General features: G+C 42.9%; 11 protein-coding genes. 3 read left to right on the top strand and 8 right to left on the bottom strand.

Going from position 1 to position 19,808, the window contains the following annotated elements; all coding sequences use genetic code 11:
• Positions 1 to 547: 547 nt before the first annotated feature.
• Entirely contained in the window at positions 548 to 4,375 is a 3,828-nt protein-coding gene (locus tag ACWB0I_RS07385; RefSeq protein WP_479387414.1) for a hybrid sensor histidine kinase/response regulator, read from the top strand.
• A 277-nt stretch (positions 4,376 to 4,652) separates the two neighbouring features.
• On the opposite strand, the gene rocD is transcribed toward ACWB0I_RS07385, so the two are convergent.
• From rocD to ACWB0I_RS07355, 6 genes are all read right to left on the bottom strand, one after another.
• Complete coding sequence (gene rocD / locus ACWB0I_RS07380; protein WP_479387413.1) at positions 4,653 to 5,858, bottom strand: ornithine--oxo-acid transaminase; 1,206 nt, start codon at positions 5,856 to 5,858, stop codon at positions 4,653 to 4,655.
• Positions 5,859 to 5,888: 30 nt separating this feature from the next.
• Positions 5,889 to 6,605: an SDR family oxidoreductase gene (locus ACWB0I_RS07375; RefSeq protein ID WP_479387412.1), complete on the bottom strand. Its 717-nt coding sequence runs from the start codon at positions 6,603 to 6,605 to the stop codon at positions 5,889 to 5,891.
• A gap of 1,302 nt (positions 6,606 to 7,907) precedes the next feature.
• A complete protein-coding gene (locus ACWB0I_RS07370; RefSeq protein ID WP_479387411.1) occupies positions 7,908 to 9,341 on the bottom strand; it encodes a 2-oxoacid:acceptor oxidoreductase family protein in 1,434 nt (477 codons plus the stop codon).
• A gap of 10 nt (positions 9,342 to 9,351) precedes the next feature.
• Positions 9,352 to 10,401, bottom strand: a complete 1,050-nt coding sequence (locus tag ACWB0I_RS07365) for a 3-methyl-2-oxobutanoate dehydrogenase subunit VorB (RefSeq protein ID WP_479387410.1) — start codon at positions 10,399 to 10,401, stop codon at positions 9,352 to 9,354.
• Complete coding sequence (locus ACWB0I_RS07360) at positions 10,401 to 10,658, bottom strand: ATP-binding protein (RefSeq protein WP_479387409.1); 258 nt, start codon at positions 10,656 to 10,658, stop codon at positions 10,401 to 10,403. Before ACWB0I_RS07360 ends, ACWB0I_RS07365 begins: the two co-directional genes overlap by 1 nt.
• A gap of 265 nt (positions 10,659 to 10,923) precedes the next feature.
• Positions 10,924 to 11,475, bottom strand: coding sequence for a cob(I)yrinic acid a,c-diamide adenosyltransferase (locus tag ACWB0I_RS07355; RefSeq protein WP_479387408.1), 552 nt, complete (start codon positions 11,473 to 11,475; stop codon positions 10,924 to 10,926).
• 463 nt (positions 11,476 to 11,938) lie between these two features.
• On the opposite strand from ACWB0I_RS07355, the gene ACWB0I_RS07350 reads away from it, so the two are divergent.
• Together ACWB0I_RS07350 and ACWB0I_RS07345 are read left to right on the top strand one after the other, a co-directional pair.
• Positions 11,939 to 15,310, top strand: coding sequence for a T9SS type A sorting domain-containing protein (locus ACWB0I_RS07350; protein WP_479387407.1), 3,372 nt, complete (start codon positions 11,939 to 11,941; stop codon positions 15,308 to 15,310).
• A gap of 334 nt (positions 15,311 to 15,644) precedes the next feature.
• A complete protein-coding gene (locus ACWB0I_RS07345) occupies positions 15,645 to 16,385 on the top strand; it encodes a DUF429 domain-containing protein (protein ID WP_479387406.1) in 741 nt (246 codons plus the stop codon).
• Here the strand turns inward: ACWB0I_RS07345 and ACWB0I_RS07340 are convergent.
• Together ACWB0I_RS07340 and ACWB0I_RS07335 are read right to left on the bottom strand one after the other, a co-directional pair.
• Positions 16,382 to 18,283 carry a polysaccharide biosynthesis protein gene (locus ACWB0I_RS07340; protein WP_479387405.1) on the bottom strand — a complete coding sequence of 634 codons (1,902 nt, stop codon included), beginning with the start codon at positions 18,281 to 18,283 and terminating at the stop codon, positions 16,382 to 16,384. The two genes, ACWB0I_RS07345 and ACWB0I_RS07340, sit on opposite strands and share 4 nt — an antisense overlap.
• A 162-nt stretch (positions 18,284 to 18,445) precedes the next feature.
• Positions 18,446 to 19,576, bottom strand: coding sequence for a DegT/DnrJ/EryC1/StrS family aminotransferase (locus tag ACWB0I_RS07335; protein ID WP_479387404.1), 1,131 nt, complete (start codon positions 19,574 to 19,576; stop codon positions 18,446 to 18,448).
• Positions 19,577 to 19,808 lie beyond the last annotated feature (232 nt).

Genomic DNA, 19,808 nt, shown 5'->3' with positions numbered 1-19,808 from the left:
CCCCCGGCCCCCTCTCCCGCAAAGCGGGCGAGGGGGAGAATGGTGCGGGTTGAAAAAAAATCTTATCTCAAAATATCCTTAGGGTCTTTGTAGCTTCTTGGAGTTTTCTGTGGTTGATTAATGGTTGCGGCTATGCTGCCTTAGAATACCAGTGTAATGGATTCTTTTTCCCGATGAATCTGTTTTTTAATGAGGCGATAATTTATATTGGCAAATATACAAAAGCAGCTACTGCTTACGTTTTTCGTTCTTGTCCTGTATATAGTAAGTGGAATTAATCCGATTCAGGTTTAACGATTTTAACATGTGCTGATAAAATAAAATGGAAAATGACACGTCTTCTTTCGATGCGTCGGTTTTTATTTTGCAAAACGCGGCAGCCCATTGGTCAATGATAAAGTAATTAAACCGTTTGTTATTTTCAAGGTCTACCTATGATCTTTGCAGAATGAATAACATTATGAAATAAAAGCTCCTTCAGAACCCAATAAACTTTTTAATTTTATTGCCGATGAAATAGAAAAAGAAATTAATTTAGCTTTATATTATGCATACGGTAAAAAAAATACTTTTTATTTTATTATTCACCATCTCTCTTTGGTCACAAGAATACAATATTCGTCTATATACAATAGAAGATGGTTTACCATCCAATGAAATATACAATATTACTCAGGATACTAGTGGACAACTGTGGTTTGCCACACGAAAGGGGTTATGCAAATATGATGGGTTCCATTGGCAAATTGATTCTTCGATTAGCAAAAATGGAGCTTTTTATCCCGTTTTTCTTGATTCTGATAATTCTAATCGGTTGTGGTCTTCAGGACTAAGATTATCGTGGGGAATTTATCATTTAGACGAAAATCATTGGCAGGCAACATTCCTCCCCAAATCAATCCATACACCTTCAGACATTAAAGATTTTAAAGTAAAAGGTACAAACGATGATAATCTTTTCATTTTAATAATGCTGAAGAATCGGATTGTATACTTTTTCAAAAATAGATGGGCTGTACTCAATGCTTCTGATTTGAGCTCTAAGACAACGAAGTTTCTTGGAGTAAAGGAAGACCAAAAGCAATTTTTAATTCTTACAAATAATGGCCTCTTTGCTTTTGATGGTAAGAACCATCAAAAGATATCGTTGCCATCTTTATTTCAGAAAGAAAAAATTCGTGCGTTTCAAATTAGCTATAGCGATCAGGATGGAGCAAAGACCAAAAATTATCTATTCCTTACATCTCAAAATATTTATAAATATCGAAAATCAGCAATCATAAAAAAAATTCCTTTATCCCAGGAGGTGCGTGATATCGTCAATGGATCATCAGTTCATCTTATTGATGATGGTTTTGGGGGAGTATTTTTGGGAAATACCTTTAGACTGTTCCATTTTAATAACTATTTAAAAAAATGGGAAGTGATTAAGTATCATCCGATGGCTAAAGATCTTGACGCAATAAATTTTTTTATGGATCAGGAAAAAAATTTATGGATAACCTCTTATATGGGGCTTTTTAAAATTCCTACCTTACGATTTTTAAATTTTAATGAACACCATGGTTTATTGGAGACTGAAGTCAGCTCAATAAATCAATTTGCACGGGGGCCAATGATTTTTGGCCATGACAATGGATTTACGTTGTACAATGGTAAAACTTTTAAAAGTGTATTAATTGGTAACCTTCTAGCGCCGAATGAGCGGTCTAATAAACGATTCATGGATTTACTGCCTCTGGGAAATGATACTATTATTGCGGCAGCGCAACAATTGGGTCTTGTTAAAATTCATCGTTCAGGGACATATGAAATGATTCTACCTCCCCCTGGTAGAAGCATAAACACAATTGTTCGTCTAAGCGGCAACCAATTTTTAGTTGGTACCTATCACGGCTTATTTAAATACTCTGCTAACCGGTTTGCCCCTTACCTACAAAATTATACCAAAAACCTAATTATCCGAAGAATTATGGCCTTACCTGATCGTACTTTACTTCTGGGAACAATAAGTCATGGGGTTGTGGTCATTACTCCGGATAAAAAGGTTTTTGATGTGTGGAATAAAAAATATCCGAACTCTAAAAGCGTATATGATATAAAATATTCTCAACATTCAAAAATATTAGTTGCTACAAGAGCTGGATTATTTGAATTTAAACAAAATAACCTGTATCCTGTGCATCAAAAAGTGATGAAATTTGAAGTCTATGCTATTTTAACAGACTCTGAAAATAGAGTATGGCTCGGTACGGATCGAGGGGTTCAAATTATCGATTCATCTAAGAATGTAACTCATTATGATTATTTTAATGGTTTGGCAGGTCAGGAGTGCAACCGTGATGCACTATTTCAAAATTCGGAAGGCCAAATATGGATTGGAACGCGTAATGGGCTTTCACTCTATCAACCAATTTATGATTTTAAGGTAGGCCCTCCGCATATAAGGTTTTTAGATTTCTTTTCAGATGATAAAGGCGATGGAGATCTTGTTATTAATTTCTTGTGTATATCATTTAAAGATGAAAGGAACATAGCCCTTCGCTATCGTTTAAAGGGCTATCATGAGTGGCAATATATCCCCAGACTATTCAATCCCATGATATCATTTTTAAATATTCCACCAGGAAATTACCAATTTGAAATTCAAGCCCGGAATGTAGAAGGTACCTGGTCGCCTGTTCAACGGAGCAAATTGATCCAAATACCCGTCCCTTTTTTTGATAGCTGGTATTTTAAGTTCCTGTCTGGAGTTTTGATTTTACTTCTTTTGTATTCAGTACTATTTGCGCACATGAAAGGACGTCTGGCCACTAAATTGGAAGAAGAAATTAAAGCACGGACTAAAGCCTTAAAGGAGTCCGAGGAAAAGTACCGCAGATTATTTACCGATTCACAAGATGGTATTTTCGTAAGCACTGTAGACGGAAGACCGCTTGATATCAACGAGGCCGGAATAAAGATTTTAGGTTATGAATCTAAAGAGGAAGTATTAAACTTAAGAATAAAGGAAGATATCTATGCCGTTCCAGAAGAGCGCGATAAATTGATCAATCTTTTAAAAACCCGAGGCTATGTGCGAAACTTCCCTTTAAAGTTAAAACGCAAAGATGGGGAAATTATTGATACGGCCATATCTTCAACTCCAATTTACGATGAAAATGGTAATATTGTAGCTATTAGCGGATTTATCCGCGACATGACAAAATGGAACGCTATGAAGGAACAACTGGCACACTCTCAGCGGATGGAATCTCTAGGCATGTTGGCCGGTGGTGTGGCCCATGATTTTAATAATATTTTAGCTGGTATTCTCGGTTACGCCTCTTTAATGAAGATGAAGATGGAACCGGATGATCCCCTATTTCGCTATGTAGATATTATTGAAAAGAGCGCTCAACGTGCTGCAGGTCTGACACAGCAGCTTTTGATCTTTTCCAGAAAGGGGCAACCTAAATTACAAGCTGTAAATATTAATAATTGCGTAATAGAATCCATAAAATTAATTAAATCGACTTTCCCTAAAACGATTGAGATAGAAACGGACCTGGATAAAAACCTTCCTGAGATTATGGCTGATCCCACTCAACTCAGCCAAATGATTATTAATCTATGTGTAAACGCCAGAGATGCAATGCCTGATGGTGAAGGAAAAATTTTCTTTCGAACAAAAGAAATTATCATAGAAAAACCGGAGCAATATAATAATAATCCTGAAGTGAGAGAGGGACGTTTTGTGCAATTAACCGTTGCAGATACCGGTTGTGGAATACCGGATGAAATAAAGAATAAAATTTTTGAGCCGTTTTTCACTACCAAACCTCGGGGAAAAGGTACTGGAATGGGGTTGGCAATGGTTTATGGATTTATTAGAAATTTAGGTGGATTTATTGAACTTCAATCAAAATTGAATCAAGGAACTACTTTTCTGATGTACTTTCCCGTACAGTCTATCCATCATGAAGAACAAAAACTTAATAATACAGCCATGATCCAAACAGGCCAGGAGCGCATTCTGGTAGTCGATGATGAAGAGATGGTACGCTCTTTTTGCAAAATGGCGTTGGAAAAGTTCGGATACACAATCGAATTAGCTTCCAATGGAAAGGAAGCACTTGAGCGTTTAAACATTGGAAGCCATGACTTTGACTTGATTATTTTAGATATGATTATGCCCGTAATGGATGGGATAAAAGCATATCAAAAAATACGAGAACGGAATAAAACTACTAAAATATTGATATCCAGCGGATATAGCGATACTGATAAATTAGAGAAGATAATGAACGATGATGAGGCCGTAGACATTATTTTTAAGCCATATAAAGTGAATGAATTATTAAATAAGGTGCGGAATCTCCTGGATCAAAATTAAGGCAGCATAGCCGCAAACTTTTAAAAACCGCAAAGGACGCAAAGAAATTATTTGCCCTCACCCCCTCGATCCCCCTCTCCCAGAATAAAAATCTGGGAGAGGGGGAAGGCTTGTGTGGGAAATTTTCTCACCTGTATTGGAAATACCATTCACGAACAATGGGAATTCGCTATGTCAGCTCGATGCTCATTCAACAATTCAACAGTTTTACTTCCTCACACGCACAAAAATTTTCGCATCCCGCTTTGGCGGGAATAGATCTTTTAAGGGAAGTATTCTAAAGGGTTTCCAGAGCTTTTTTCAATTTTTCAAAGGCCCAGTCGATTTGTCCTCTGGTGATGACCAGCGGAGGAGCCAGGCGGATTACATGTTCATGAGTCTCTTTGGCCAAGAGACCTTCATGCTGTAAAAATTCACAAAACCGTCTGGCACCACCGGCTTCTACTTTTAGCTCAATGCCGATAAACAGACCGCGGCCTCGTATTTCTTTGATGTGCTTACTGTCGATGGTCTTTAAACGGTTCAGCAAATATGCGCCCAATTCTGCGGAACGTTCGGCCAATTTTTCATCGAGCAGCACATCCAACGCTTCGAGGGCGATGGCCGCTGCCAATGGATTGCCCCCAAATGTGCTTCCATGATCGCCAGGTTTAAACACGCCTAAAATGTCTTTGGAACTGGCTACAGCTGAAACCGGATAAAAGCCCCCGGAAAGGGCCTTGCCCATGATGATCATGTCCGGTTTTACGCCGCTTTCGTGCTGGTAAGCGAACAGCTTTCCGGTTCTTCCCAGACCGGTCTGAATTTCGTCCAGAATGAACAGAACGTTATGTTGCCTGCAAAGCTCCTGAACCTCTTTTAAATAGCCCTGTGGGGGAATGATAATCCCGCCTTCACCCTGGATGGGTTCTATCAGAACGGCAGCCGTGTTAGGCGAAATGGCCCGGGCAATGGCTTCACTGTCACCATAAGGTACCAGTTTAAAACCAGGCGTGAAGGGCCCGAAATGTTCTTTGTACTGTTTTTCAGATGAGAAACTGATAATGGTCGTGGTACGACCATGAAAGTTGTTATTGCAAACAATGATTTCAGCTTTATTTTCAGGAATTCCCTTTTTGGTGTAACCCCATTTACGCGCGGCTTTAATGGCCGTTTCCACAGCCTCAGCACCGGAATTCATGGGCAATACCATCTCCATTCCACTGAGTTCAGCCACTTTTTTGCAAAACAGCCCCAATTTGTCGTTACGAAAGGCGCGCGAGGTCAGCGTGACTTTTTTCGCCTGTTCGACCATCGCCTGATAAATTCGCGGATGACAATGCCCCTGATTCACTGCAGAGTAAGCGCTTAAAAAATCCATGTATTTCTTGCCTTCCACGTCGTAAACATAAACGCCTTCTGCTTTTTCTATGACTACATCCAGCGGATGGTAATTGTGCGCCCCATATTTTTCTTCAAGCTGAATAAAATCTTTTCCTGTCATCTATCACTCCTTTCTGATTAATGTTGCGGTTCAGGGATTGGCCGGGCGAATGTCCAGTTCACTCACCATCGCTCGCTCCGGCAACTTAAGGGACTCAACGACGATTTGTGCCACATCCTCCGGTTCCAGAATTTGTTTGGACAGAGCTTCCTCTGGATCGGGTAAATTCTGAAAAAAATCGGTTCGCACGGAGCCCGGGCAAACCGTTAAAACATGCACGCCGTTTTTGCGTTCTTCCAGCACCAGGCAGCGTCCAAAAGCGATTAAGGCATGCTTGGTAGCAGCGTAGCCGGCCCCACCGGCAAAGGTATTTTTCCCGGCCAGCGAGGCGATGTTTACAATGAAGGATTGCCCGGCCTGCCGTAATAAGGGCAAAGCCTGCTGGGTTAATAAAAAGACAGCCCGAACATTCAGGTTGAACATGGCATCCCATTGTTCAATGGGCAACTGATGGACAAGCGCAAAATAGCCAACCTCGGCGTTGTTTACCAGAATATCCAGCCTTCCAAAACGTTGGCGAACTGCTGCAATAAAATCAGCAACGGTCTCTTCCTGTAGCAGGTCTCCCTGAAAGGTAAAAATCTCTGCTCCTGTGGCCTCAAGTTCTCGTGCCGTTTGTTGCAGACTGGCTTGGTCCCGACCAAGTAGGGCCAGATGGCAGCCCTCGCGGGCTAAACGCCTGGCTATGGCTTTGCCAATGCCTTTATTGCCCCCGGTCACAATACAAATTTTATCGTTTAATTCCATCGTCTTTCCTGGTGTTTGTACAATGCCTTAATTTAAATTAAAAAATTCCATTTGTTTTTCAAAAATTAATTTTTTAGAGCCGATGATCGCCGGCATTGGTCTTGTTTCTGCTTTAAAATCTTTTGTCCAAAAACGCTTTGTTTTACACATTTTTCCTGTTGCATTTCCATATAAAAGAATCCAGCATTCGTTTTAGCAAAACACAATAAATTTACAAATTTTAAAATCAAAGGCAATAAAAAATGGAATTTAAGTAATTATTTTTCTTGATGTTGAATAAACTTCAATAAGGGGGCATAAAAATGCAGCAGAGGAGTTAAAAACGGCTGTTGGAATACTTCTCTTAAAAGATCAATCCCGCTTAGTGGGATGCGAAAATTTTTAAGTGCTCAATTACAGGCTATTTCCAAACGTTTGAGTAGATAACATTTACAAATCAAATTTTAAAAAGCAAAGATTAAAATTCCCCCTTCTTTTTTTTAAAGGGAAGGGAGCCGGGGGGATGGGGTTTAAAACATAAGCTCACCTTTTGTTATAGACTCGAAATTAAGGCTAATTCGTGAAATGACTTCCACTGCTGGAGGGATTAAGTTAAGAATGAAAGAGTTTAAGAGTTAAAAGGTTCTTGCTCTTCGGTCTGTCATTCCATTCCCGCAAAGCGGGATGAGGAATCCCTTTAATTATTGAATAACACAGGCCGGAGCAATCGTTGTCAGGTGTTAGGGCGAAGCATTTTCCTGAAAATGTTTCCAATTAGCGCGACCTCTTTGTGTACAAGTTAAAATTTCTTTTTAGAAAGACTTTGCAAAAATGCTCCGCCCTTACAAAGCCTCGAGCTGAAGCTCGAGTTACGTTGCGCTTGCGAATGATCTGTCAGTGTAAGGGATTCTCAGAATGACATGCCGGCACGGTTCCTCAGTGCCTGGGCATAAGTTGCCCCCTCGCAAATTAATTCGTAATTCGTAATTTATAATTGAGTTCAGTATAAAAACCACGAATTTCATGGATTAACACGAAGATATTTGATGTAATTTAAATAAAAACAATAGGCAAATTTAAATAAAATTCGATAATAATACCTTTTTAGAGTGGACTCATAATTTAAAAATGCTTCTCTGTACTCTCTGTGGTTGCTTAAATCTCAGCGGAAATGTTTTTAATTTCGGTTTTGTTGCCTTGGTTGACTCTCCTACCTTCGATGCGCAATGCAATCCTCTTCCGCTCATCTGAACGATCAAAAAAAAAATCCCTCTGCTACCTTAACACAGCAACAGAGGGATTGGTAAACCACTCAAAGACAGGCTATTGCACGCGATGTTCTTTACCGAATTTGTAACCGGTTTCCACAGCCTTACGGTTAATGTCGATTAATTTTTTGCGTTTGATGGCTGCATTCAATGTTTCAAACAGGGTATCCAGATCAAAAAAGTTGGTATAGCCTGCAATAGCGCCCAGAACAATCATGTTAGCGATGCGTGTATTTCCCAGATCGTCGGCCATTTTAGTGGCGGGTATGGGCAACACTTCCACATCGCTGCGCGAGGGTTCAATATCGATCAATGAAGTATCGTAGATTATCAATCCTCCACTCTGTACATCCTGTTCAAATTTTTCCAGCGATGGTCTGTTCAGAGCGATGAGAATAGAAGGATTGGCCACAACCGGCGAACCAATCTCAATCTCGCGGATATTAACATGGCAATTGGCCGTGCCGCCGCGCATTTCCGGGCCATAGGAAGGTAACCAGGAAACATGGTAGTCTTGCAACATGCCGGCCTGAGCCAGAGCAGCGCCCAAGAGCAGAACGCCCTGTCCGCCAAACCCAGCAATCTTAATTTCCGGATTTTTATATTTTTCCGGAACAGTCAGGCGTTTAAAGGTTTTGGTTTTCACCTGGAGATCAAGAAGTTCTTTAATCTTCTCAGCTTCGGGATTGAAGGACTCAATATGGTACGGTTCGACCTCTTTGGTGATGTCCTTGTACACGCCCAGAGGGAAGACTTTGACCATTTCCTGTTCGATCCATTTCAGGGCATCGACCGGGTCCATTTTCCAGCCGGAAGGACAGGGAGAGAGGATTTCCACCATCGAAAAGCCCAGGTTATCCACCTGATTTTTTATCGCTTTTCGCACAGCCATGCGGGCCTTTGCACGATGTTTATTATCGAACAGAGCCACACGTTCCACATAAACAGGAGCCTCCAGCTGGCTGATCAGTTCGGCCATTTTAACCGGGTAACCTTCATTTTGGGGTCGGCGACCATAAGGCGTGGTGGTGGTTTTCTGGCCCACAATAGTGGTGGGTGCCATCTGTCCGCCTGTCATTCCGTAGATGGCATTGTTAATAAAGAAGACCGTAATATTCTCCCCACGATTAGCGGCGTGCAAAATTTCAGACGTACCGATAGCCGCCAGATCGCCATCGCCCTGATAGCTTATCACAATACTATGGGGATGAGCGCGTTTAATGCCAGTAGCCACAGCCGGAGCCCTACCATGGGCAGCCTGGATGTTTCCGGTGTCAAAATAATAATAGGCAAACACAGAACATCCCACCGGACTGATCAAAACAGTTCTATCGGCCACACCAAAATCATCGAGCGCTTCGGCAATAAATTTATGAACATTGCCGTGTCCGCAGCCCGGACAATAATGGGGCATCTTTTTATCAGCGCTGGGGTTCCGTTCGTAAATATCATAAAAACTTCTTGGTTTTTTCAGTACTTTTTCAGCCATTGTGCACCCCCTACATTTCCATCAGTTTTTTTGAATGTTCCAGAACTTCTTTCATGGTTGGCACATTACCCCCCATTCGGCCATAAAATTCAACCGGACATTTCCCGTTAACCGCCAGACGCACATCATCGACCATCTGGCCATTGCTCATTTCCACAACTAAAAATTTCTTTACTCGACCAGCCAGTTCGGCTATCTTGTTTTTGGGAAAAGGAAACAACGTTTTGGGACGCAAAAGCCCGGCTTTGATCCCTTCCTGGCGCAACTTTTCAACGACGGTTTTCAAGACACGCGAGACAATGCCATAGCCCATTAAAACCAGTTCCGCATCCTCCAGCATAAACTCTTCAAAGCGGGTTTCGTTCTTTTCAATCTCCGCATATTTGCGCTGCAACTTCAAATTGTGTTCTTCCAGTTCATCCGGTTCCAGGTAGATGCTGGAGATCAGATTGTGTTTGCTTTCGGCATCGCCATAAAGCGCCCAATCGAATCGGGGAAAATCCGTTTTAGGTTCACCGAACTCCACCGGCTCCATCATCTGGCCGATGTAGCCATCGGTTAAAACATAGACCGGCGTGCGGTATTTTTCAGCAAGGTCAAAGGCCAGCTGGATAAAATCGGACATTTCCTGCGCGCTATTTGGCGCCAGAACGGGACATTTGTAATTGCCGTGGCCGCCGCCTTTGACAATTTGATTGTAATCGGCTTGCTCCGGAGCGATATTTCCCAGACCCGGCCCTCCACGCATGACATCGACAATAACACAGGGTAACTCAGCGCCGGCTGCATAAGAAACGCCCTCCTGTTTTAGGCTGATGCCCGGGCTGGAAGAAGCGGTCATTACGCGCACACCACCGCTGGCCGCGCCATAGACCATATTTATGGAAGCGATTTCACTCTCTGCTTGTAGAAAGGTACCCCCCACTTTGGGCAAATATTTGGCCGCTGTCTCGGCTATTTCGCTGGCCGGAGTAATGGGGTAACCAAAATAAACACGACAGCCAGCCAGAATCGCTCCCCTTACGATGGCATCATTGCCTTTAACCAGTAATTTCCCCATCAGGCCACCTCCTCCCCAACATATTCGTAACCTTTCTTGTACACAATAATGGCTTCCGGCTCAGGACAGGCATAAAAACAGACGCCACAACCTGTACAACCATCGCCAACATAATAGGCATAGTGATAGCCTTTAGTATTAAAACTACTATGAAATTCCAATACATGAGGTGGACAGGCATCAATACACAATCCACATCCCTTGCAAAGTTCAGGTTCTACCTTGACAAATGGCTTATCCAAAACATGCTTTTCCATAACTCCCCTTTGTATTTTTTTTAGTTCAACCCATAACCTTACTTTTTTCAATAAATTAATTGCACAAATATCGTGCCAGCCTGTTTTCAAAAACGTTACGTTTTTTGTGTTGTAAAAGGAACATTAAAAAATAATCAGTTACACGATATTGATTGAAATCCCTTTTTTTCTTTTTCTGATTTTTAGTAACTCCTTTCGCATTTAACGGAAAATTGTTCCGCTAACCGCTTCCGTGTTTTTTCATTTATTTCCAGAATACTGTAATTTAACGCAATCCTTTCCAGATCGTTTCTGTTTTACCTTCCAATAAATTTAAATAACGAGCCAACACAAACAGTAGATCGCTCAGGCGATTTAAATACACAATCCACTGCTCTTCGATAGCCGTTTCCTGAGCCCAGCGTATCAGATTACGTTCAGCCCGACGGCAAATGGTTCTTACCACATGGCACAAGGCGCCAGCCTCTCCCCCTCCAGGTAAAATAAATGATTTCAATTGCGGTAACTTTTCAGAATAGCGATCGATGGTTCTTTCCAGAAATTGGATATCTGCCTGTCCGATTCTTTGCTTCAGCTTGTTCCGCTGAATTTCATCCGGAGTGGCAATCTCCGAAGAGAGCACAAAAATCTGAGACTGAATTTTCTCCAGTAACTCAATAATCTCTGCATTACTTACCCTGGCCTGCAAAAGCCCGATAAAACTGTTCAATTCATCCAGAGTACCATACGTTTCTATTCTCAAATCGGATTTTGAAACCGTTTTTCCACTAAATAAGCGCGTTGTCCCTTTGTCCCCCACACCAGTGTAAATCTTCATCCAGACTTCTCCTAAAAAACATTTTTCCGGATAACATAATATACAAAGAAATTCTATTGTTTTAAATAGGAACCAGAAAGTTTATGTGGAATTTTGCTATTGCCCACTCGCCTCTGGATACTTTGAGGGATTAAGGATGGGTTTTCTTACAAAGAAAAATGAAAAAAGATTAAAGAGCTGGTAGGCTTTGGTCGGCTTGAGAGGGTTTTGCCCACTCCTTAGTTCCCTTCGCTGGAGGGGAAAATCCAGAGCTCCCCTCCTGGGAGGGGTTGGGGGTGGATTTACTTACAAAGAAAAATGAAAAAAGCTTAAGGGACAGATAAATGCTTAGCCTGAAATTTTTCATCTGAGGAAGGAGTTATCATATATTTACGGCTATTTTCGATGATTTGTGACCTTGAATAAAGAAAAACACATAATATATTCTGTAAATTAATTTTTATTTAAACACAATTTTGGAGGAATGATGAAACGACTACTCTTTTTAGCTCTGGCAGCATTTTTTATTTTTTTTACCTTAACAATTCTCAAAGTAAATCATACATCACAGAAATCTAAAAAGCAAATCGCTGCGTTGACCTCGCAGGAATTGAATGCGCTGTTGTTGGAAGAAAAGAAAGAGAAGAAGTCGCGTCCCCGGCCAGATAAACCGGACGAAGCCATGGAGGAAGAAATCGCTTTACGCTCGGTCATTGGCCAGGGTTTCTCCTATTCCGGAAGCTGGCGATTTAAAGCGCAACAGCAGGCCCTGCAGACCAGACAAAATACACTGTTTAAAGCCAGCGCTTTAAATTGGGTGGAAAGAGGCCCAGGAAACTTTGGCGGGCGTACGCGTTCGGTTGTTGTACATCCCAATGACGTGAACACCTGGTGGGCAGGCTCGGTTGGCGGAGGCATTTGGAAGACCAATGATGCCGGCGCCAGCTGGCGGTCTGTTACCGACGACCTGCCTGTACTTTCTGTTACAACCATTGACATCAGTAAAAATCATCCTTTAATATTGTACGCCGGAACCGGTGAAGGCTTTTACAACTCCGACGCTATTATTGGAGACGGTGTTTTCAAATCTACCGATGGCGGCGAAACCTGGACTCAGCTGGCCAGCACGGCCTCCAATTACAATTTTCGTTTCGTCAACCGACTGATCGTCCATCCAGATCATCCGGACACATTGGTGGTGGCCACCAATAATGGCGTGTACCGCAGTAACGACGGGGGAACAAGCTGGACGGAGACCTTCAATAATGGTCAGCGTGTGCAACAGATTGTAGCCAATCCCTTACGCTGGGATACGCAGTTCATCACAGTTTACTCCTCCGGGATTTACAAATCCACCGACGGCGGGTACACCTGGAATTATGTAAGCGAGGAAATTACGAACCACTATCGTATCGAGATGGCCATTGCGCCCAGCGACACCAATATCGTTTACGCTTCACCGGTAGATGGCAATTATGCTTTACTGGGCTTTTTCCGTTCTCCCGACGCGGGCAACAACTGGTTTAATTATGGGAATTCGACCAATTGGTTAGGCGGACAGGGCTGGTACGATAACGCTCTGGTTGTTAGCCCACTGGATGCCGATGTTATTTTTGTGGGTGGAATTGATCTTTATCGTGTCGAAATTAACGGTGCTTCGATGACCACCACCAAAATATCCAACTGGTACACAGGAACCGAATATCCCTACGTTCATGCCGATCAGCATGCTCTGGTGACCATTCCGGACGGCAACACCAACTTTGCCATTATTGCCGGCAACGATGGCGGCGTGTTTTATTCCCCGGATATGGGCGTTTCCTGGGAGAGTAAAGATAACAATTACAATGTGACACAATATTACGATGCCGATCGCCACCCTTCCATCAACGCCTTTATTGGCGGTACTCAGGATAATGGAACGCACCGCTCGCCGGATGACGCCATCGCAACCGACAGCTGGTCCAGAGTGATCGGCGGAGACGGCTTTGACTGCGCCTGGAACAAAACCGATCCTTCTATTGTGTACGGAACTCTTTACAATACGCGCATCTACAAATCTACTGACGGCGGTTACAACTTTGTTTCCATTAATAACAACATGCCGCAAAGTGGAATCTTTCACACCCCACTGGCCATGGATCCCAACAACTCGGACAAACTTTTTACAGCCGACGACAATAATTCCATCTGGTGGACCACTGATGGCGGCAACAATTGGAACAGTGTTTCAGCCAACCTTGGCGGCTATTCCAGAGTTAAGATTGCCGTGTCCAAGGCTAATTCCAATATCGTTTGGGGCGGCAGTACCACCATTTACACCAATGTTTCTACCGATGGCGGATTGAGTTTCACTCAGGTCAATCAACCGGCCGGAAGTCCGCACGCCTATTTAACCGGTATTTCTACGCATCCGACACAGGATAGCACAGCCTTCTTAACCATTGGTAGTTCCGGCTACGGCAAGATTTACCGCACACGCGATTTAGGCCAAACCTGGGAAGACATTACCAATAACCTGCCGGATGTGCCGGTGTTTACCGTGCTGGTCATGCCCTTTGACACAACCGAAATCTGGATCGGCACCGATATTGGACTGTTTATTTCCTATGACAACGGCGCTTCCTGGCAATACTCCAACAGTGGTTTACCGGCCGTTTCCATCCGGCGTTTAAAAATTGTCAATCAGGAAATTGTTGCAGCCACGCACGGTCGGGGTGTCTGGTCGGTCCATCGTGATGAATTACAGGGCTTGCCGCCTCTGGCTCCAACGTTAAAAGATATTACAGTGCCCAATCCCAACACAGGAATACTAAAAATTCGCTTTATAGCCAATTCCGATTACGATTCGGTACAGGTTTTTGTCAACAATCAGATCGTCGATCGCTTGCTTACCGTAGCAGCAGGCGCCGATACATTTGGTCTTTACCAGACCAACCCGCCTGAAACCGTTACGGCTCAGGTGATCGGTTTTAGCAACGGAAGCGGTAGCGCCAGCGACCAGAAATCGAATGATATTTATGCCGCGGTTGACACCGTGAACGAAGATTTTAACGACTATGCTTCTACCTTTTTTGGCGATTTTCAAATCCTGGATGTAACCGGCTTTTCTAATCCGGCCCTGCATTCCGATCACCCTTATGCCGATCAAACCACCTACTATTCCTATTTAGGTACGCCCATTACCATTAAAGCCGGCGCCTATTTTAGTTATGATGACGTGGCTATTGTTGAACCTGGTGATGCCGGAACTGTCTATGGCGACAACAATTTCTGGGATTACGTCACAGTGGAAGCCAGCGATGACGGCGACACCTGGACCATTATTGAAGAACCGTACGACTGTCGTTACGATCCGGCCTGGGAAAACGCCTACAACAATGGCAACGATGGCGATGAAACCATGTACCGTAACCATAACATCTCGTTGACCAATTACTATCCGGTCAATACCAATATCTACATCCGTTTTAAGCTTTATGCCGATGCCAATACCACCGGGTGGGGTTGGGCGATTGACAATATCCTTTCCAATAATTCGGTTTCCGCTCTGGAAAATGAGTTGGCGCTTAATAAATTTGAATTGCAGGGCAATTTCCCCAATCCTTTCAATCCAACGACCACCATTGTTTTTACGCTGGACCAAAGAGCTCCCGTGCGCCTGGAAATTTTTAATCTGCTGGGACAAAAGGTACGCACGCTGATCAATAATCAAACGTTAAACAGCGGACAGGTCCATCAGGTGCAGTGGAACGGATTGAATGATCAGAATCAAGCTGTAGGCTCAGGCACTTATTTTTATCGCCTGACTGTCGGCCAACATACAGCTTTTAAGAAGATGTTGCTTTTAAAGTAAGTGGGGAATATTGTAGAAAAAGTGCGGGATTTAAAGGGCCTATCATTCCTCACTCCGATTCATCGGCGTGAGGAATTTTTTACACTTTCAGAGGTAATTGCCCGAATCAAGATTGACTCTACGTCACCGGTAATGAGAACAACTTTCCACCGGCGTCAATCCCCCTTTCGTCCAGCTTTGTGTGAAAAGAAAGCCAGGAATCTTTTTTATTCTAAAGGTTTAGGCCCTCATTAACGCGTGGGCAGAATGATATGTTTGGCCGCCGTGGAGATGGTGTAAGGGCGAATTTTTTTTAATGTAAGTATTCCAAACACGTAACCATCGAATGCTGGAAATGGATAAACTCCAGAGTAATGCGCAGCCTGCCATTGGCATTGATGGCTGTCGGGGAGGCTGGCTGTTATGCCTGATAAAAACGCCTGATCTCCCAACATTTCAGCAAATCAGGCAACTGGAAGAGCTGCAATCAATTATTAATCCGCCGGCGACGCTCTTTATTGACATGCCCTTTGGTTTAAGTTCATCCAATTTACGGGAGTGTGACCTTTTGGGGCGCAAGCTATTAAACATCAGACGTTCCACGCTTTTTCTCACGCCCTGTCGCCAGGCTGTTTACGCCTCCAGCTACCAACAGGCCTGTCAGATAAATCAAGCCATTTGTGGGCAGAAAATATCCAGGCAAGCCTGGAATCTCACGCCCAAAATCAAAGAATTAGACCGATTTTTAAGGACACACCCCTCCTGGCAGACCTCTTTTTTTGAAAGTCATCCTGAATTGTGCTTTGCCCATTTGAATGATGGGAGAGTATTGAGGCATTCCAAGAAGACTGCGGAGGGGCAACAACAGCGTCTGGTTCTACTGCAACAATTTGTTAAAATAGGGATGGATTTTTTATTTCAGTGGAGGGAGCAATTAGGCAGGTCCAATGTAAAGATAGATGATTTAATAGATGCTCTGGTTCTGGCCTTTTGTGCTACATTTCCGGCCCGGATGCGTCGTTTTATTCCCGAAAAGATTATGGAAGACCGTTTCGGATTACGGATGAATTTAGTCTTAATTCAGGGGCAAAATTAAGTGTGATTTACCACATCGCTGGCAACGGTTTGCTGGCGTCTGACAGTCATGCGGTTAAATTCAGGAATCATCTCATGCAGTTTTTTATAGATCAAATCAATATTGTGTTCCAAGACAGCTTTTTCAAAAGTAAAAAGGTGCTCTTCCATACGTTTCCAATTGTTGTAATGGCTGCCAATGGCCTTAAAAATTTTGGGATGATAGGTATTAAGTGGGGCTTCGTCGCGGTTCCACAACTCCTCCTCCAGCTTTTCGCCCGGTCGTAGCCCCACATATTCAATTTTAACATCCTGGCCTGGTTTTAAACCAGAAAGTTTTATCAATCGTTGAGCGATATCTACGATTTTAATAGGTTCTCCCATATCCAGCACAAAGATATCATTGCCATCGCCCATTTTAGCCGCCTGAAAGATTAATTTAACCGCCTCGGGAATGGTCATGAAAAAGCGTTTCATCTCAGGGTGGGTAATGGTAATGGGCCCGCCTTCCGAAATTTGTTTCTGGAACAATGGGATAACGCTGCCATAACTGGCCAGTACATTGCCAAAACGCACCGTAACCAATTTCATTTTAGATTGTGCTGAATAGGATTGCAGCACCAATTCGGCTGCCCGTTTGGTTGCTCCCATAATGGAAGTAGGATTCACCGCCTTATCGGTGGAAATCAACACAAATTTCTGTACGCCCAATCGTTCAGCGGTTTTCATCAGATACGTCGTTCCCAATATATTATTCCGTACCGCTTCTTCAGGATGGTCTTCCATCAGGGGCACGTGTTTGTAGGCGGCGGCATGGAAAATCATCTCCGGCTTGTATTGAGAGATCAGAAATTCCATTTTGCCGATGTTCAAAATATCGGCTACGATAATTTTGTACTTATCGGTCGAAAAGCACTTCTTCAGATCATTATCCAGATAGAACAGGCCGTTTTCCGAGCGATCGATACAGATCACTTTTTCCGTTTCTAAGCTCAACAATTGTTTGACCAATTCGGAGCCGATGGAACCGGCAGCCCCAGTGACCATAATCGTTTTATCAGCCAAAAAGCCCTTAATTTCTTCAAAATTAATCTCAACCGGTTTGCGGTCTAATAAATCCTCAACCTTTACGTCACGGATTTGCTGAACCTGAACCATACCATTGACAATCTCCTTGGGACCGGGTACCGTTTTAAAATCAACGCCGGTTTCTTCACAAGCTTTTACGATTCTTCGCATCTCACCGGCAGAGGCAGCCGGAGTAGCAATAATGATTTCATCGATATATTTTTTTTGGACAATCGTATTTAAATCTCTTATAGTACCTACAACCTTCACTCCATGAATTTTGATATTTTGTTTTTTAGGCGCATCGTCCACCATCGCAACCGGATAAAATCCCAGCGAAGGATCGCTCTTCATCTGCCGAATGATCATTTCGCCTGCTTTTCCGGCGCCGATAACCAATACGCGTTTTTTATCTCTGGCCAGTCTGGATTGGAGTTTAAACAAAAGCCTTGGAGCAAAACGGGCCGTACCCGTAAAAATGAATCCTAAAATCAAATACATAAAAAGAACCGAACGCGGTACAGAGAGCAGGTTAGCAAAATAGAGATAGATAATGAATCCAATCCAGCCCACAATGAGAGCAACCAATAAATTGATGGCATCTTGCAGGCTCACATAACGCCATTGACTTTGATTAACGCCAAATATGTTAATGAAGAAGAGTTCGATCACCACCGCAAAACCAATGGTGTGTTTGAAAATAATAAAGTGCTGAGATGGAATATTCAGATCAAAGCGCAAGCCAAAGGCGATAAAATAGGCCAGCGCCAGAACCGAAGCGTCAATAAGCACTTTGAAAAAAGTGGTTAAAATACCGCGAGAATTAATAAAATCCACAACTTTTTGTTTCATAGATTTTTTCTTTCAGAAAATTGACGATTAAAAGGTATCAGAAAATGAAAAATTACGATGTGCTTATGGGCACATTTTTTTTAATTAAAATTTATCTTTGCCAGAAAAGAAAGAATCAATTCCTTAATTTCTTAAAGGGGCGTTATTTTTTGAATACTCCATTTATTGTTTTATAAGCGATTCTATTAAAGAACAAATCTGATCCAGCTGACCGTTAGTCAGTGCGCTTCCTGAAGGAAGGCACAGGCCGTTTTTAAAAAGCGATTCAGAAATCGTGTTACCATAAAAGGGGGCTTCCCGAAAAACGGGTTGCAAATGCATCGGTTTCCACAATGGTCGGGATTCAATATTATGTTTTTCTAAAAGAAGACGAATTTCTTCTCTGCTGGTTCCAGTTTGATCTGGATCTACAACGATGCAGGTTAACCATTTATTGGATTTTGTATCTTGTAGTTCTGGTTGGAAGGCGATTCCTTCAAATTTTCCCAGGCGCTTACGGTAAAAATCGAAAATTTCTCTCTTTTTCTGAACGCGTTGTTCCAGAACTTTTAGCTGTCCTCTACCAATGGCTGCCAGAATGTTACTCATTCTGTAATTGAAGCCAATTACCGAGTGCTCATAATGCGGAGCGTTATCTCTGGCTTGCGTTGCTAAAAAGCGTGCTTTGTTGATTTTAGCGGCATCATCCGAGAGCAGCATGCCCCCGCCGGATGTGGTAATGATTTTATTGCCGTTAAAAGACAGGATGCTCATATGGCCAAAGCTGCCGGCTTTTTTCTTTTTGTAAGAACTGCCCAGGGCTTCTGCCGCATCCTCAATGACAGGGATTTCATATTTATTGCAGATGCCAGCAATTTCATCCAGTTGTGCCGGCTGCCCGTACAAATGGACGACAATAACGGCTTTGGGTTTTTTGCCTTCTGAAATTCGATCTTTAATGGCTTCTTCCAACAGCTCCGGGTCCATGTTCCAGGTTTGCCGCTCGCTGTCAACAAAAACAGGGATTGCCTTCTGGTACACGATGGGATTGGCCGACCCGGAGAAGGTAAACGACTGACAGATGACCTCATCGTCCTGTTCTACGCCCAATAAAATTAAGGCCAGATGAATCGCCGCCGTTCCTGAGCTTAAAGCGGCAGCCTGTTTACGCCCGATATATTGGGCGATTTCTTTCTCAAAAGCATCTACATGAGGTCCCAATGGTGCAATCCAGTTGCTTTCAAAAGCATCAATCACCAGCTTCAATTCATCGCCGGACATGTGCGGAGGAGAGAGGTAGATTCGTTGGCTCATCGTTTTCCTTTGTTTGTTATTCGTTAAAAATCATAGTAGTGTAATCTTAAAATAAACAATCATAATTTAATGTATCTTAACGCAGCTTCTATGAGAGGTAACTAACATTTTTTAGAACATTTCCCTTACAAAATCAATCCCGCTTAGCGGGATGCGAAAAATTTCTTGAATGCGTAACACGAAACTCGTTAAGCGTCACGCGTTACTTGTTACGCTGTCAAGTGCCTGACGT

This window comes from Caldithrix sp., assembly GCF_056497305.1.
The sequence above is the reverse complement of the archived record's forward strand: the minus strand, read 5'-3'. Positions and strand labels throughout refer to the sequence as shown.

What these genes read in the sequence shown, in the direction of transcription:
- ACWB0I_RS07375 (WP_479387412.1), bottom strand. Translation starts at nt 6,605, where the DNA reads ATGGAATTAAACGATAAAATTTGTATTGTGACCGGGGGCAATAAAGGC.
- rocD (WP_479387413.1), bottom strand. Translation starts at nt 5,858, where the DNA reads ATGACAGGAAAAGATTTTATTCAGCTTGAAGAAAAATATGGGGCGCAC.
- ACWB0I_RS07340 (WP_479387405.1), bottom strand. Translation starts at nt 18,283, where the DNA reads ATGAAACAAAAAGTTGTGGATTTTATTAATTCTCGCGGTATTTTAACC.
- ACWB0I_RS07370 (WP_479387411.1), bottom strand. Translation starts at nt 9,341, where the DNA reads ATGGCTGAAAAAGTACTGAAAAAACCAAGAAGTTTTTATGATATTTAC.
- ACWB0I_RS07385 (WP_479387414.1), top strand. Translation starts at nt 548, where the DNA reads ATGCATACGGTAAAAAAAATACTTTTTATTTTATTATTCACCATCTCT.
- ACWB0I_RS07365 (WP_479387410.1), bottom strand. Translation starts at nt 10,401, where the DNA reads ATGGGGAAATTACTGGTTAAAGGCAATGATGCCATCGTAAGGGGAGCG.
- ACWB0I_RS07355 (WP_479387408.1), bottom strand. Translation starts at nt 11,475, where the DNA reads ATGAAGATTTACACTGGTGTGGGGGACAAAGGGACAACGCGCTTATTT.
- ACWB0I_RS07360 (WP_479387409.1), bottom strand. Translation starts at nt 10,658, where the DNA reads ATGGAAAAGCATGTTTTGGATAAGCCATTTGTCAAGGTAGAACCTGAA.
- ACWB0I_RS07350 (WP_479387407.1), top strand. Translation starts at nt 11,939, where the DNA reads ATGATGAAACGACTACTCTTTTTAGCTCTGGCAGCATTTTTTATTTTT.
- ACWB0I_RS07345 (WP_479387406.1), top strand. Translation starts at nt 15,645, where the DNA reads ATGGATAAACTCCAGAGTAATGCGCAGCCTGCCATTGGCATTGATGGC.
- ACWB0I_RS07335 (WP_479387404.1), bottom strand. Translation starts at nt 19,576, where the DNA reads ATGAGCCAACGAATCTACCTCTCTCCTCCGCACATGTCCGGCGATGAA.